This is a genomic window from Bradyrhizobium sp. LM2.9, assembly GCF_054056555.1.
Window position 1 is genome coordinate 6,494,200 of the sequence record NZ_JBSRYJ010000002.1, and the last position, 15,980, is coordinate 6,510,179.

9 protein-coding genes and 2 pseudogenes are annotated in these 15,980 nt (G+C 64.1%); 3 read left to right on the top strand and 8 right to left on the bottom strand.

The window, feature by feature from the left end:
- Positions 1-126 precede the first annotated feature (126 nt).
- The 8 genes and pseudogenes from ACVWW3_RS33325 to ACVWW3_RS33360 all read right to left on the bottom strand — a co-directional run bounded on the left by ACVWW3_RS33325 (position 127) and on the right by ACVWW3_RS33360 (position 9,838).
- Positions 127-1,293, bottom strand: a complete 1,167-nt coding sequence (locus tag ACVWW3_RS33325; protein WP_247341006.1) for an IS110 family RNA-guided transposase — start codon at positions 1,291-1,293, stop codon at positions 127-129.
- Between the two features lie 148 nt (positions 1,294-1,441).
- Positions 1,442-2,428, bottom strand: coding sequence for an ABC transporter ATP-binding protein (locus tag ACVWW3_RS33330; protein ID WP_456651846.1), 987 nt, complete (start codon positions 2,426-2,428; stop codon positions 1,442-1,444).
- Entirely contained in the window at positions 2,425-3,432 is a 1,008-nt protein-coding gene (locus ACVWW3_RS33335; protein ID WP_247351779.1) for an ABC transporter ATP-binding protein, read from the bottom strand. Before ACVWW3_RS33335 ends, ACVWW3_RS33330 begins: the two co-directional genes overlap by 4 nt.
- Complete coding sequence (locus ACVWW3_RS33340; RefSeq protein WP_247351781.1) at positions 3,432-4,325, bottom strand: ABC transporter permease; 894 nt, start codon at positions 4,323-4,325, stop codon at positions 3,432-3,434. The genes ACVWW3_RS33335 and ACVWW3_RS33340 overlap by 1 nt, the downstream gene beginning before the upstream one ends.
- 9 nt (positions 4,326-4,334) lie before the next feature.
- A complete protein-coding gene (locus tag ACVWW3_RS33345; RefSeq protein WP_456651845.1) occupies positions 4,335-5,282 on the bottom strand; it encodes an ABC transporter permease in 948 nt (315 codons plus the stop codon).
- A gap of 35 nt (positions 5,283-5,317) precedes the next feature.
- The gene (locus tag ACVWW3_RS33350) at positions 5,318-6,916 is read right to left on the bottom strand and encodes an ABC transporter substrate-binding protein (RefSeq protein WP_456651844.1); all 1,599 of its coding nucleotides are present in this window, start codon (positions 6,914-6,916) and stop codon (positions 5,318-5,320) included.
- A 194-nt stretch (positions 6,917-7,110) separates the two neighbouring features.
- Positions 7,111-8,664: pseudogene (locus tag ACVWW3_RS33355) on the bottom strand (AMP-binding protein).
- 13 nt (positions 8,665-8,677) lie between these two features.
- A complete protein-coding gene (locus tag ACVWW3_RS33360; protein WP_456672275.1) occupies positions 8,678-9,838 on the bottom strand; it encodes an iron-containing alcohol dehydrogenase in 1,161 nt (386 codons plus the stop codon).
- Between the two features lie 354 nt (positions 9,839-10,192).
- Here ACVWW3_RS33360 and ACVWW3_RS33365 point away from each other — a divergent pair, with 354 nt between their 5' ends.
- The 3 genes and pseudogenes from ACVWW3_RS33365 (at position 10,193) to ACVWW3_RS33375 (ending at position 15,919) form a co-directional block, all read left to right on the top strand.
- Positions 10,193-11,410 carry an efflux RND transporter periplasmic adaptor subunit gene (locus tag ACVWW3_RS33365; protein WP_456672276.1) on the top strand — a complete coding sequence of 406 codons (1,218 nt, stop codon included), beginning with the start codon at positions 10,193-10,195 and terminating at the stop codon, positions 11,408-11,410.
- Positions 11,407-14,571: an efflux RND transporter permease subunit gene (locus ACVWW3_RS33370; RefSeq protein WP_456651841.1), complete on the top strand. Its 3,165-nt coding sequence runs from the start codon at positions 11,407-11,409 to the stop codon at positions 14,569-14,571. The genes ACVWW3_RS33365 and ACVWW3_RS33370 overlap by 4 nt, the downstream gene beginning before the upstream one ends.
- A gap of 155 nt (positions 14,572-14,726) precedes the next feature.
- Positions 14,727-15,919: pseudogene (locus ACVWW3_RS33375) on the top strand (ABC transporter substrate-binding protein).
- Positions 15,920-15,980: the final 61 nt, after the last annotated feature.

Here is a 15,980-nt window from a genome sequence, read left to right on the forward strand (position 1 = left end):
CGAGAGGACGGGACCATTCTTCGTTGCGGCATTTGAAGCCATGCAATCCATCGGTTCGTCCACCCGGATCGGCCGAGGCTGATCGTTCCTCGGCTGATTGGTTTGAAGACTGTGAGAGGGGTTGCCTCAGGCGGCGGACTTCATCACGGCTCCCTCAATCACGACGCCGGCGGTCACGTACTTCCACAAGGCCACGAGCAGCTTGCGCGCCAGCGCCACGATCGTGCGCTTGCGGCCGCGCGGGCTGTTGGCGTTGAACCATCGGGTCAGCGCCGATTGCGGCTGGTGGCGGATCCATAACCAGGCGAGCTGGATCATCGTGGTTCTCAGGCGCGGATTGCCGGCTTTCGACACGCCTTGCTCGCGCGCGATCCCGCCGCTGCGCCAGGGCGTGGCCGCAAGACCGGCATAGGACGCAACCTGGCGGCGGTTGGCGAACTGTCGCCAGAAGGCCTCCGTCCAGAGAACGGCAGCGAAGTTCGGACCCATGCTCTTCAGGTCGAGCAGCATCGCGACCGGGTTCGATCCCTCCGTCCCTCCGGCCGGCCTGCTCGCGGCCAGCAACGCATCCTGCTCGCGCTCCACCGCCGCGATCTGCTCGAGCAGCAGTTCGAGCCGGTCGAGTTCGCGGCCGATCTGGACCTTCAAATGCGCCGGCAGCACCCGTCCGTCCCCCGTGCGCAGGACATCGAGCGCTGCCCGGCGGTTGCGCCGCATCGGCACGTAGTCGAATATGCCTTGTGCGAACAGAAGACCCTTGATCCGGTTCACATGCACGATCCGCTCGGCGATCAATGTCCGCCGCTCGCGGCAAAGCCTGCGACGGTCCTCCTCTTCCGGGGAGGGAGCAGCGACCATCGCACAGACCCGCGGCTCGCCGCGCTTGTAGGCCAGAAGCGACCGCAACAACGTCTCACCATCCAGCCGGTCCGTCTTGGCGCGCCGGCGCCGGCGCGGGGTCGCGATCGAGGCCGGATCGACCACGTGGCTCTCAATGTCTTCCTGTTGCAGAGCGCGGTGAAGCCAGAACCCGTCCAGCCCCGCCTCCTGGATGCTCACGATCCGATAGCTTTCCCCCGTTCGCGCCAGGGCCTTCTGCTTCAGCTCGGAAAACAGCTTCAAAAGTTCCGGAAGATCGCCGGCCTTCACGCTGTGTTTGGACATCTTCTCGCTATGGCCCGGCGACAGCGAGGTCACCAGCCATGTCGAACGGCTCAGTTCCAAAGACACAAAAATTGCGCCAAACTGCGTGCGGATAGCGGTCGGTCCGTCGGAAGGATGATCGAGCAACATCGTCGTCTCCAGGTTGGGTGGTATTGCAACCTCAGTCTGGCCTCAGACTTGGTCGCTATCCACTCCCCATGGAATCTTCGCTGCGCTCGCAATGACGATGGGGAGATAGTGCCGTCTCGCACTTCGTCCCGGCAAGGCGTGCGCCTAATCAAGAGCCCCGCCCCGTCCCGTCATTGAGCAAGCACGCCACCTGGTGCCGGTCGCCCGCACCCACCAGCGCCGGCCGCTCCGTCTTGCACCGCTCCATCGCAAACCGGCAGCGGGTGTGAAAGGCGCATCCGGACGGCGGATTGACCGGGCTTGGCACATCGCCGTCGACCAGCGGCGCGAGCTTTTTGGCGAGTGGGTTGGCGATCGGCACGGAGGCGAGCAGGGCCTGCGTATAGGGATGGCGCGGGTTCCTGAACAGCTCGTCCTTGTCGGCAATCTCGACGATGCGGCCGAGATACATCACGGCGACACGGTGACTGATATGGGCAACCACGGCGAGGTCATGCGCGATGAAGAGATAGGAGAAGCCGTGCTCGCGTTGCAGATCGATCAACAGGTTGATCACCTGCGCCTGGATCGAGACGTCGAGCGCGGAGACCGGCTCGTCGCAGACGATCAGCCGCGGCTCCAGCGCGAGCGCCCGCGCGATGCAGATGCGCTGGCGCTGGCCGCCGGAGAATTGGTGCGGAAAATTGCGCATCTGGTCGGGCCGCAAGCCAACCTGCTCGAACAGCTTTGCGGTACGCGCCTCCAGTGCCTTGCCGGTCGCGAGTCCGTGCACGAGCAGCGGCTCGCCGACGATGTCGCCTGCGGTCATGCGCGGATTGAGCGACGCGAACGGATCCTGGAACACGATCTGCATCGAACGACGGTGCGGCCGCAGCGCAGCCTTGGAGAGGCGAGTGATGTCCTCGCCGTCGAGGCGGATCTGGCCGGAGGTCGGCTCGACCAGCCGCAGCACACTGCGTGCCACCGTCGACTTGCCGCAGCCGGATTCGCCGACAAGGCCGAGCGTCTCACCGGTGCCAACCGAAAATGAGACGCCGTCGACCGCATGCACGGTGCCGATTTGTCGGCGCAACACGCCGGCGCGCACCGGATAGTGTTTCTTGAGGTCAGTGATTTCGAGCAGCGCCTCGGTCATGCCACCTCCGCCACTTCGGCCGCGCGCCAGCAGGCCGCGAGATGACCGCCGCCCCAATCGATGAGCGGCGGATATTCGGCCTCGCAGCGCTTGATAGCGAGCGTGCAGCGCGGCGCGAAGGCGCAACCCTTTGGCAGTCGCACCAGCGACGGAACTGTGCCGGGAATTTCGTTCAGCCGTGCCTGCGCGGCGACGCCCGGCGCCGGCACTGCCGGGATCGACGCCATCAATCCGCGCGTGTAGGGATGCTTTGGCGCGGCGAACAGCGCCTCGACGCTGGCTTCCTCGACTTTGCGACCCGCATACATCACGATGACGCGCTGCGCGGTCTGCGCGACGACGCCGAGATCATGCGTGATCAGCACGAGTCCGGTGCCGAGCTCCTTCTGAAGGTCCAGGATCAGCGCCAGAATCTGCGCCTGGATGGTGACGTCGAGCGCGGTGGTGGGCTCGTCCGCGATCAGCAGCGCCGGCCGGCACGCCAGCGCCATCGCGATCATGGCGCGCTGGCGCATGCCGCCTGAGAGTTGATGCGGATATTCCCGCGCGCGCCGAGCCGGCTCGGGGATGCGCACCAGGCGCAGCATCTCGATCGCGATGTCGCGGGCCTCTTTGCTCGACATGTTCCGGTGCAGCCGCACCGCCTCGACGATCTGGTCGCCGATCCGCATCACCGGATTGAGCGAGGTCATCGGCTCCTGGAAGATCATGGAGATGCGATTTCCGCGGATCGCGCGCATCTCAGCTTCGTCCAGCGCCAGAAGATCAGTGCCTTCGAGCGTGACGGAGCCGCCGACGATGCGGCCGGGCGGATCCGGCACCAGCCGCATCAGGGAGAGGGCCGTGACGCTCTTGCCGCAGCCGGATTCGCCGACGATCGCGAGCGTCTCGCCGCGCCTCACCGTGAAGGAAACGTCATCGACGGCCTTGAACAGTCCGGAGTTTGTGAAGAACACCGTCTTCAGGTTCTTCACATCGAGCACGAGATCGGATTTGTCCGCCATCAGCCGCGCTGCCGGGGATCGAGGATGTCGCGCAAGGCGTCACCGAACAGATTGGCGCCGAACACCGCGAGGCTGATCGCGATGCCCGGGAAGATCACCAGCCATGGCGCGGTGCGGACATATTCGGCGGCGGATTCAGAGAGCATGCGGCCCCATGACGGATAAGGCTCGGGAATGCCGAGGCCGAGGAAGGAGAGCGAGGCTTCAGTGAGGATGGTCGAGCCGAGCTGGGCGGTCGCGAGCACGATCAGCGGCGCCAGCGTGTTCGGCAGCACATGGCGCAGCGCGATCCGCACCTCGCTCATGCCGATCGACTTGGCGGCCTCGATGAACGGCAGCTCGCGCAGCGCCAGCGTGTTGGCACGGATGACGCGCGACACGGTCGGGATCAGTGGAATGGCGATCGCAATGATGACGTTCGGCAAGGAGGGACCCAGCGCGGCGGTCATGATCAGGGCCAGGACCAGGAGCGGTAACGCCTGGAGAACGTCGGAGACGCGCTGGAACACGAGATCGACCCAGCCGGAGAGATAGCCTGAGGTCAATCCGACGATCACGCCGATGGTGCCGCCGAGCGCAGTCGAGCCGATCCCGACCGCCAGCGAGATCCGCGCGCCATGGATGATGCGGCTGAAGACGTCGCGGCCGAAGGAATCCGTCCCCATCCAGTGCGACAGGCTTGGGCGGCCCAGCGCCCGGGCTGCGTCGATCGTCAGGGGATCATAACGCGCGATGAAGTCGGCGAAGACCGCGGTGAACACGAACAGGGTCATGATCACGAGCCCAGCCGCGCCCAGCACGTGCCGCTGCGCCAGGAACAGCACGCGCCGCCAGCCGCCGGGCGCGTAGGCGCCGGCGCGCCTCAGTTCAACGTCATAGTCGATCGCGGTCAAACTGATCTCCTAATCCGTAAATCGGATGCGCGGGTCGAACACGGCGTAGAGCATGTCGACGATGAAATTCGCGCTCACCACGACGATGGCGATCAGCATCACGAGGTTCTGCACGATCGGATAATCGCGCCAGCGGATCGCCTCGACCAGGAAGCGCGCGACGCCGGGGATGTTGAACACGGTCTCGGTGACAATGAGGCCGCCGATCAGGAACGCCGCCTCGATTCCGATCACGGTGATGACGGGTAGAATCGCGTTCTTCAGCGCATGATGATAGTTCACGGCGGCATCCGATGCGCCCTTGGCGCGCGCGGTGCGAATATAATCCTGTCGCAGCACCTCCAGCATCGAGGAGCGGGTGATGCGCATGGTCAGTGCCGCGCTGCGGAAGCCGACGGCGGCGGCGGGCACGGCATAGGTTGCGAAGGCTTCCAGCCATGTCGCCGGATTCGGGTTGAAGATCGGCATCTGGCCGAACATCGCCACCGACGCGGTGAGGATCAAGAGGCCGAGCCAGAACGAAGGCAGCGACAATCCGCTGAGGCTCACCACACGCAACGCGTAATCGAGCCTCGTTCCCTGCTTCACCGCGCTGATGACGCCCAAGGGAATGCCGATCGAAGCCGAGAACAACAACGCCAGCCCGGCGAGCCGTGCGGTGATCGGGATCCGTGGCAGGATCTCCTGAAGCGCCGGCTTCTCGGAAACATAGGAGTAACCAAAGTCGCCGCGCAGAAAACCGCTGATCCAGTGCCAATATTGCACCACCAGCGGCTGATCGATGCCGAGCTCCTTCTCCAGACTGGCCTTGTCGGCGGGATCGACATAGCCGGCCGCGGCAAACAGGATGTCGACGATGTTGCCGGGGACGATGCGCAGCAGGAAGAAGATGACGACCGAGATCCCGAACAGGGTCACGAGCATCAGGAACAGGCGCCGCACCAGATAGGCAAACATGCATCGCCTCCCGTCGAACCCGTCCGCTGCTAGCGCTACTTGTCCATCCAGACATCCTCGTACCGGTATCCATTATACGAGCTGTTCGACATCACCGTCACGCCCTTGACATAAGGCTGCCAGCAGCTGCCGGTCCGTGCATGGAAGATGATCGGGCGGGCGACGTCCTCCTGCAACTTCTTGTCGATATCCCACACCAGCTTCTTGCGCTTGTTGAGGTCGGTCTCCTGCGACTGCACGTCGAACAGCTTCTCGATCTCCTTGTTGCAGTAATTGGTGTAGTTGCGCTCTGAGCCGCAGGAATAGTTCTCGTAGAACGACTGGTCGGGATCGTCGACGGCATTGCCGGTTAAATTGAGCCCGAGCATGTAATCCTTGCGCGCGATCTTCGGGAACCAGTTTGCGGTCTCGACCACGTCGAGCTCGCCGTCGATATAGATGCTCTTGAGCTGGTCGATCAGGATCACCGCGGGATCGCGGTAGACCGGGATGTTGCGGGTCGAGACCTTGACGGCGAGGTGCTTGTCGGGGCCGTAGCCGGCCTTCTGCATCAGCTTCTTGGCTTGTTCGCGGTTGGCGGTGATGTCGGGGCCGTAGCCCGGAATGCTCTCGAGCATCTCCTTCGGCATGGCCCAGAGGCCGGCCGGCGCGGGCTCCATGGTGCCCCCGACGTCGCCCTGGCCCTCGAATATGATCGAGATGAACGCCTTGCGGTCCAGCGACAGCGCCATGGCGCGACGGATGTCGATGTTGTCGAACGGCGGCGCGGACGAATTGACGATGATGTTGGTCGCAACGTTGTTGGGCTCGACCACGCAGACCGCGTTCGGCGCCTGCGATTTGACGTCCTTCAACAGCGGAATGCTGACCTCGGTCGGGAAGGTCATGTCGAACTTGCCCGCGACGAAGGCGAGGATGGCGGTCGAGCGATTCGGGATGATGGTGAACTCGATGCCGTCGAGATAGGGCCGCCCCTTGCGCCAATAGTCGGGATTACGGGTCAGCTTGATCGATTCATTGGCCTTGAACTCGACGAACTTGAACGGCCCCGTGCCGATCGGATGGGTGCGCATGTCGCCGGGCGAGACATGGCAGGGATAGACCGGCGTGTAGCCCGAGGCGAGCAGGGCCAGCAGCGAAGGCTGCGGCCGCTTCAGGTTGAAGGAGACTTCGAGATCGCCGTTGGTGGAGACGTCGTTGACCTGTTCATACCAGCTCTTGCGCGGATTCTGCCGGAACTTCTGCTGTGACTTGCCCATCAGCATGTCGAAGGTGCATTTGACGTCCGCCGAGGTGAACGGTTTGCCGTCGTGCCACTTCACGCCCGCGCGCAGCTTGAAGGTCAGTGTCTTGTTGTCGTTGACCCAGGCCCAGCTCTCGGCGAGCTCGGGCACGATGGTGTCCATGCTGTTCTGCGCCACGTCTTGCTTGTAGATGACGAGGTTGTTGAACACCGGCATGAAGGGAACATTGAGCGAGTAGGTCGCGCCTTCGTGGATCGAGGCATTGCCGGGACTGTCGCGGTGGTACATCCGCAAAATCCCGCCCTGCTTTGGCTCGCCGGCCAATGCAATCGTCGAAAACGCCAGCAAAGATAGCGCCGCCATTGCGGCGAGCGCTCGTACGCTCCGCATCCTCGTCCTCCCTGGACCTCGGCCTTTCGCGGCCTGTTTGAACGGACGATAGCGACGCGCGCGGAGGGAGGCAACCGGCAAGGCCGCCCACGCTCTCGACAATTCGGATGACGGAAGGCCGCAGGCGATTTCCTCTCACGATGTGAGAGAAGTTCCTCCGGCATCGTTGGCGAACGCCGGGACGACATCGGGGTTCACACGATCCTCGACGCCTTGTTCCCCCAATACCGGTCCCTTAGCAGGCGCTTGTACAGCTTCCCTGTCGGCAGCCGCGCGGCAATTCCTTCTCGAAATCGACCGAGCGCGGCACCTTCTGCCGCGACAGCGACGCCCCGCAGAAGGCGATCAGCTCTTCGGCGAGTGCCTGGTCCGGCACGACGCCGGGCATCGGCTGCACCACCGCCTTGACCTCCTCGCCGAGATCGGGATGGGGCACGCCGAACACCGCGGCGTCCGCGACCTTCGGATGAGTGATCAGCAAATTCTCGCATTCCTGCGGATAGATGTTCACCCCGCCGGAGATGATCATGAAGGTGGCGCGGTCCGTTAGATAAAGGAATCGGTCCTCGTCGACATAGCCGACGTCACCCACCGTGCTCATACTGCCATCGGCCGAGCGCGCCTCCTTGGTCTTCTCCGGATCGTTGAAATACTCGAATGGCGTGGCCGTCCTGAACCAGACCTGTCCCGGGGTGCCGGTGGGGCATGGCTTCATGTTCTCGTCGAGAATATGGAGGTCGCCGAGCAGCACCTTGCCGACGGTGCCGCGATGGGGCGAGCCATTCCGCGCTGTCGCAGGCGGTGAAGCCGAGGCCTTCGGTCGCGCCGTAATATTCGTGGATGATCGGTCCCCACCATTTGATGATGTCGTCCTTGACCAAGGCCGGGCAGGGCGCGGCGGCGTGGATCGCGATCTCGATCGAGGAGAGATCGTAGCGCTTTCGCACCCCCTCCGGCAGCTTGAGCATGCGCGAGAACATCGTCGGCACCAGCTGGGTGTGGGTGATGCCCCATTGCTCGACGAGCTGGAGATAACGCTCGGGATCGAAAGTCTCCATGATGATCACGGTCCCGCCCATGCGGATCGTGAGGTTCACGGCGGCCTGCGGCGCCGAATGATAGAGCGGCGCCGGCGAGAGGTAGACCATGCCCTCGCGGTATTGCCAGAGCTTTGTCAGGAAATCGAACAGCGGCAGATTGTGCTTCGGCGGCTCCTCCGGCAGTGGCCGAATAATGCCCTTCGGCCGCCCCGTTGTGCCCGATGAATACAGCATGGCGGTACCGAGCCATTCATCGTGGAGCGGCGCCGTCGGCTGATCGGCGGTCACCTCCGCGAGGCCGACGATGCGCTCACTCTCGCCCGGGCCGTCGGCAACGATGCACAGCTTGATCTCGGGGCAGGCGTTGATCGCCTCGCGGGCGATATCGAGCTTCGCAACCGACGTGATCAGGATTTTCGACTGGCTGTTGACGAGGAGATAGGCGAGCTCGCCCGGCGTCAGGAACGAGTTGATGCAGGTGTAGTACAGCCCGGATCGCTCGCCCGCGCCGCAGGCTTCGAGGTAGCGGGAATTGTTCTCCATGAAGATCGCGTAGTGGTCGAGCCGCTTCAAGCCGTGCTTGCGAAACAAATGCGCCAGCCGGTTGCTGCGCGCATCGAGCTCGCGATAGGTGACGGCCTCGCCAGTCGCCGCCATGATGAAGGCAGGCTGGAGCGGGCGCAGGCGGGCATGGTAACCTGGGTACATCAGTCCTCCGGCTTTAGATCATGCGGTCAAGAAGCAGGATTTCGCGCAACTGCGCAGGGCTGTCGATCTTGCGCGGGTTGCGCGGGATCCAGTTCGTGCGCATTGCAGCCTCCGCGATGGCGTCGAAATGCTCCGGCGAGACGTGAACCTCAGCGAGGCTGCGCGGCATGCCGAGCGAGCGGATGAAGGCATCGAGCACATCGGCTGCCTTGCGGCCGGGAAAGCCCATCGCGGCTGCGACGATCATCTGGCGCTCGGCATTGTCGCGCGCATTCCAGCGCATCACCGCTGGCAGCATGACGCAGGAGGTGTAGCCATGCGGCACGTCGAAGGTCGCGCCCAGCACGTAGCCGATGCCGTGGCTTGCCCCCATCGGCACGCCGGCGGCGAGCGCGCCCATCGACAGCCAGGTACCGATCTGCGCATCCATCCGCGCGTCGAGGTCGGACGGGTCAGCCTTCACCCGCGGCAGCGCGTCGGCGAGCATCGCGAGGCCTTTCACCGACTGTGCGTCGGCATAAGGGTGCGTCTCGCGCGAGCAGATCGCCTCGACACAATGATCGATGGCGCGGATGCCGGTCGAAAGAAACAGCCATTCCGGCGTGTGCACGGTGATGGCGGGATCGAGGATGGTCGCGCGCGGCACCGCGAGCGGATGCCGTAGCATCTGCTTCACATGCGTGGTGCGGTCGGTGACGCCCGCGATGGAGCTGAACTCGCCGCCTGCGATCGTGGTCGGTACGCTGATCTGGCGCACAGTCGGCGCGGTCATCTCGGGCGCGACGCCCTTGTGCACGCGGATACGCTCGATGCCGTCGATATCGTCGATGCCGTTGGCGAGGCAAAGCTGTACCGCCTTGGCGCCGTCGGTGACCGAGCCGCCGCCCACCGTGACGATCAGGTCTGTGCCCGCTTCCCGCGCCGCATTGGTGGCGGCGATCACCGCCTCGCGCGGGGTGTGCGCGGGCATGGCATCGAAGACGCCCGCGCAGCGTGTGCCCAGGGCCTGTTTGATCTTGGCGATTTCGTCGGTCTGCCGGTTGAGCGTGCCCGACACCATCAGGAAGGCGCGACGCGTCCCCAGCCGGTCCATCTGCGCGACCACGGCGTCGGCGGCGGGGTGGCCGAACACAACCTCCTCGATCGCGCCGTAAACGACACGTCCCTGGTGCACGCCTGTCCTCCCCGGACAATTCGTCTTGTTTTCTGGGGGTAATCTAGCCGAGCCGGCTCCGGCCGTCATGTGCGAAGACGCTGGCCCCGCTCCCGCCTCCAGCGGAGGGTGACACCTTCGACGCACCGCCTCCTGCCATTGATGAGCCCGGCGAATAGCTCCATTCGCATCCCGCCCGCTAATCATCGCGTGCGAAGCCCGCTATGTCCGTGTCAACCCGCCATCCGGCCGGGGCATTCTTCCGAGCATTGCGCGTGCGATGGTCTTGAACAGTTCATCATTGCGACCCATCTTGTGGCGCCCGCGGGTAGAGGCGTACCCTGCCTTTTCCGCGGCTTTAGGCGAGGACCTGGAATGAGTGGACCGGACGGAAGCGAGCAGTTTGTCAAAATGCACGATCTCGTTTCGCCTCGACCTCGCGCGATCGCCGGGCTTCTCGTTGCGGTATTCGCTCTCGCCGGTTGCGGCCAGCCGACGTCGCAGGCGGGTGCACCGCCGCCCGCGCCGGTGACCGTCGCCCAGCCGGTCAAGCGCACCGTCACCGATTGGGACGAATTCACCGGCCGCTTCGAGGCGACGGAGGAGGTGCAGGTGCGCCCCCGCGTCGGCGGCTTCGTCAACTCCGTCGAGTTCCAGGACGGCGCCATTGTGCATCAGGGCGATCTGCTCTACGTCATCGACCCGCGTCCGTTCGAGGCGGTGGCCGAGCAGGCGGACGGCCAGCTGTCCGACGCACGCGCCAAGGTGGAGCTTGCCAAGCGCGAGCTCGACCGTGGCTTGAGCCTGGTTCAGACCAGCGCGGTTTCCGAGCAGGTTGTCGACCAGCGCCGCCAGGCCTTGCAGGGGGCACACGCCGCGGTGTCGCAGGCCGAAGGCGCACTCAAGGCCGCGCGGCTCAACATCGAGTTCACGCATGTGACTGCGCCGCTCACCGGCCGCGTCGGCCGCCATCTCGTCAGCCCCGGCAATCTCGTGCAGGGCAGCGACAACGGCTCGTCGACGCTGCTGACCTCGATCGTGACGCTCGACCCGATCTACGTCTATTTCGACATGGATGAGGCGACCTTCATCAAATACAGCAAGCTGTGGTTCGAGGGTCGCCGCCCCAGCTCGCGCGATACCGCGAACCCGATACAGGTGACGCTCGCCGGCGAGACCAAGCCATCGCATGAGGGCTCGATCAACTTCCTCGACAACCGCCTCGATGTCTCGACCGGCACGTTGCGCAGCCGCGCCGTGGTCAAGAACACCGATCTCTCGATCCTGCCCGGCCAGTTCGGCCGCGTCCGGCTGATCGGCAGCGCGCCTTATGAGGCGTTGTTGATTCCGGACGTCGCGGTCGCGACCGACCAGTCCCGCAAGATCGTGTTCGTGGTGAAGCCTGATGACATCGTCGAGGCGCGTCCTGTGACGCTTGGGCCGCTCGATGAGGGCCTGCGTGTGATCCGCGAAGGCCTGAAGCCCGACGATCGCGTCATCGTCAACGGCATCCAGCGCGCCCGTGTCGGCGCCAAGGTCGCGCCGCAGACTGCGCCAGCGCCGGCCGGTGGCAAGCCGGGTGACAAATCATGAATCTAGGCCGTCTCTCCATCAACCAGCCCATCCTCGCGATGGTGCTGTCGATCGTGCTGCTGATCGTCGGCGCATTGGCCTATACCACGCTGCCGGTCTCCGAATATCCGCAAGTGGTACCGCCGACCGTCGTCGTCACCACGCAATATCCCGGCGCCTCCGCGCAGACCGTGTCCGACACAGTCGCAGCTCCCATCGAGCAGGAGATCAACGGCGTCGAGGACATGCTGTATCTCTACAGCCAGGCGACCTCGAACGGCCAGCTCACCATCACCGTCACCTTCAAGCTCGGCACCGATCTCGACAAGGCCCAGGTCCTGGTGCAGAACCGCGTCGCGATTGCGCAGCCGCGTCTGCCGGAGGAAGTGCAGCGCAATGGCGTCACTACGCGCAAGAACTCGCCCGACATCCTGATGGTCGTGTTCATGCTGTCGCCCGACGATACCTTCGACCAGCTCTACATCTCCAATTACGCGCTGCTCCAGGTCCGCGACCAGCTGCTGCGCATCGACGGCGTCGGCGACATCCAGATTTTTGGCGCGCGTGACTATTCGATGCGGCTTTGGCTCGACCCGGATCGAATCGCCAATCTCGGCCTGACCTCGGCCGAAGTGCTCGCCGCGATCCGCGCGCAGAACGTGCAGATCGCGGGTGGCCAGATCGCCGAACCGCCGATTTCCGACCGCGCCTTCCAGCCGAACCTCACCTTCACCGGGCGCCTGAAAGACCAGAAGCAGTTCGAGGACATCCTGATCAAGGCCGGCTCCGACGGCCGTACGGTGCGCCTGCGCGACGTCGCGCGTATCGAGCTCGGTGCGCTGGCGTACTCCACCAACAGCTTCCTGTTGCGCAAATCGGCGGTCGCCATGCTGGTGACGCAGCGGCCCGGATCGAACGCCCTCGCGACCGCGAAAAACATCTCGGACACGATGACGAAGCTGAAGGAGACCTTTCCGAAAGGCCTCGACTACAATATCGGCTACAACCCGACCGAGTTCATCGCGCAGTCCGTCCATGAGCTGATCAAGACCATCTACGAGGCCATGCTGCTTGTGGTGATCGTGGTGCTGGTGTTCCTTCAGGGATGGCGACCCGCGATCATTCCGATCATCGCGATTCCGGTCTCGCTGGTCGGCACCTTCGCGGTAATGGCGGCGCTCGGCTTCTCCATCAACAATCTCACGCTGTTCGGTCTCGTTCTCGCCGTCGGCATTGTGGTCGACGACGCCATCGTGGTGGTCGAGAATGTCGAGCGACATCTCGAGCACGGCATGAGCCGGCGCGACGCCGCGCTGAAGACCATGGAGGAGGTCGGCGGCGCACTGGTGTCGATCGCGCTGGTGCTATGCGCGGTGTTCGTCCCCACCGCGTTCCTGGGCGGCATTTCCGGACAATTCTTTCAGCAATTCGCCGTCACCATTGCGGTTGCGACCGCAATCTCCTGCTTCTGCTCCTTGACGCTGTCGCCGGCGCTGGCCTCGCTTCTGCTCGTTCCGCACGAGGAGAAGCGGCCGCCGGCGCGCTGGAACCTTCTCGCACGTGGCTGGAACGCTTTCACAGGCGTCTTCAATCGCGTGTTCGACCGTCTCGCGCATGGCTATGCCGGCCTCGCCAATTTCGTGATCCGGCATTCAGTGGTGATGATCCTAATCTATGTCGTACTGATCGGCAGCGCAGGCTGGCTGATCGCGACCACGTCGCAGGGCTTCATTCCGGCGCAGGATCGCGGCTACGTCATTATCTCCGTGCAATTGCCGGGCGCGGCCTCGCTGGCGCGCACCACCGAGGTCGTGCGCGAGATCGAGCGGATCTCGCTGGATACGCCCGGCATCGTCCGCGTCGCCGCCTTCGCCGGCTTCTCCGGCGCCACGCGCACGCAGGCCGGCAACGCGGCGGCGCTCTTCCCGGTGTTCGACGAGCCCGAGGCGCGGATGAAGAAGGGATTGTCTGCGAACGCCATCACGATCGAGCTGCGCAAGCGCCTGGCCGCGATTCAGGGGGCCTTCATCATCGTGATTCCGCCGCCGGCCGTGCCCGGCATCGGCACTGGCGGAGGCTTCACCATCCGCATCCAGGACAGGCAAGGCCGCGGGCCGGAGATGCTCGCGGCCGCGACCGACGAACTCGTCGCCGCGGCGCGCAAATCGCCCTTGCTGCTCGCTCCGACGGTGTTCTCGCCGTTCTCAGCCAACACGCCTCAGCTCTTCGTCGACATCGACCGCACCAAGGCGCAGAAGCTCGGGGTGCCGATCGCCAACATTAACGACACGATCCAGACCTATTTCGGGTCGACCTATGTCAACGACTTCAACCTGTTCGGCCGCACCTATCACGTCACCGCGCAGGCCGATTTTCCGTTCCGCAAAGAGCCGAGCGATCTCTCGCGGCTGCGCACGCGCAACGCCTCCGGCGACATGGTGATGCTCGGCAGCGTGGTCGACTTCAAGGATGTTTCCGGCCCCGACCGCGTCGCTCGCTACAATCTCTATGCAGCTTCCGAGCTCCAAGGCGAGCCAGCGCCGGGCGTGAGCTCGACCACCGCGCTCAACACTGTCAAGAAGCTCGCGGACGATTCCTTGCCGAGCGGCTTCACCTTCGAATGGACCGACCTCTCCTACCAGCAAATCACCGGCGGCAATGCGGGCCTGCTGGTGTTCCCGATCTGCGTGCTGTTCGTCTATCTCGTGCTCGCCGCGCAATATGGCAGCTGGACCTTGCCGTTCGCAGTGATCCTGATCGTACCGATGTGCCTGTTGGCCGCCACCATCGGCGTGCGCATCATGGGGCAGGACGTCAACATCCTCACCCAGATCGGCTTTGTCGTGCTGGTGGGATTGGCGGCAAAGAACGCGATCCTGATCGTCGAGTTCGCCCGCGACATCGAGAAGGAGGGCAAGCCGCGGCTGGAAGCCGTGATCGACGCTTGTCGATTGCGCCTGCGGCCGATCCTGATGACGTCCTTCGCCTTCATCCTCGGCGTGCTGCCGCTGGTGATATCGTCAGGCTCGGGCTCGGAGATGCGGCAAGCCGTCGGCGTCGCCGTGTTCTTCGGCATGATCGGCGTCACCTTGTTCGGCCTGTTGTTCACGCCGATCTTCTACGTGGTGGTGAGGAATCTGGCGGAGGGGAAGAACGAGAAGAAGCCGAAGGTCGCGGCGTGATGTTCCCACAGCGCCGTCCCTGCGAAAGCCTGGATGACGGCGCATTATGGTGCCGCCCTTCATACTAACGACCAACATGCAATGGATGGGCAGGCGCGGGGTTCTTCACTAATATCCGCGCGATTTCAAAATAGAACACTGCTGGGAGCTAACGAATGAAATCAGCACTTTTGGCCGCCGTCGCAACCTCTGCCCTGCTGCTGGCGGCGCCAGCCTTCGCGCAAGGCGTCAAGATCGGCATTCTCAACGACCAGTCCGGCGTCTATGCCGACTACGGCGGGAAATACTCGGTCGAAGCCGCCAAGATGGCGATCGAGGATTTTGGTGGCGAAGTGCTCGGCCAGAAGGTCGAATTGATCACCGCTGATCACCAGAACAAGCCTGATCTCGCCACCTCCATCGCGCGGCGCTGGTACGACACCGACAACGTCGACATGATCACCGAACTGACGACGTCGTCGGTGGCGCTGGCCGTGCAGGAATTGTCGAAGGAAAAGAAGAAGATCGACATCGTGGTCGGTGCGGCTTCCTCGAGCATCACCGGCGCTGCATGCTCGCCCTACGGCTTCCACTGGGCCTTCGACACCCATGCGCTTGCGGTTGGCACCGGCGGCGCGCTGACCAAGGCCGGCGGCGACACCTGGTTCTTCCTCACTGCCGACTATGCGTTCGGCTACGCGCTCGAGAAGGACACCAGCGAGATCGTCATCCATAATGGCGGCAAGGTGGTCGGCTCAGTGCGCGTGCCGCTCAACTCTTCGGACTTCTCCTCCTTCCTGCTTCAGGCGCAGAGCTCGAAGGCGAAGATCGTCGGTCTCGCCAATGCCGGCCAGGATACGACCAACTCGATCAAGCAGGCGGCCGAGTTCGGCATCGTGCAGGGTGGCCAAAAGCTAGCCGGTCTCCTGATGACTCTCGCCGAGGTGAACGGTCTAGGCCTGCAGGCGGCACAAGGCTTGGTCCTGACCGAAGGCTTCTATTGGGATCAGAATGACACCACGCGCGCCTTCTCCGAACGCTTTTTCAAGCGCATCGGCCGGATGCCGAGCATGATCCACGCGGGCACCTATTCCGCGACACTGAGCTATCTCAAGGCGGTCAAGGCGGCCGGCACAAAGGGGATACTGAAGCGGTTTCCAAGAAGCTGAAGGAGCTGCCGGTCGACGACGCCTTCGCCAAGGGCAAGGTGCTGGAGAACGGCCGCATGGTCCACGACATGTATCTGTTCGAGGTCAAGAAGCCCTCGGAGTCGAAGAAGCCATGGGACTATTACAAGCAGCTCGCGGTTGTTCCGGGCGATCAGGCGTTCTTCACCGCCAAGGAAAGCGGCTGCCCGCTGACGAAGTAGGCTTCTCGTGTCCCGGACGCGGTGCAGCGCCTCTCGGCGGTGCACCGCAGAGCCGGGGCCC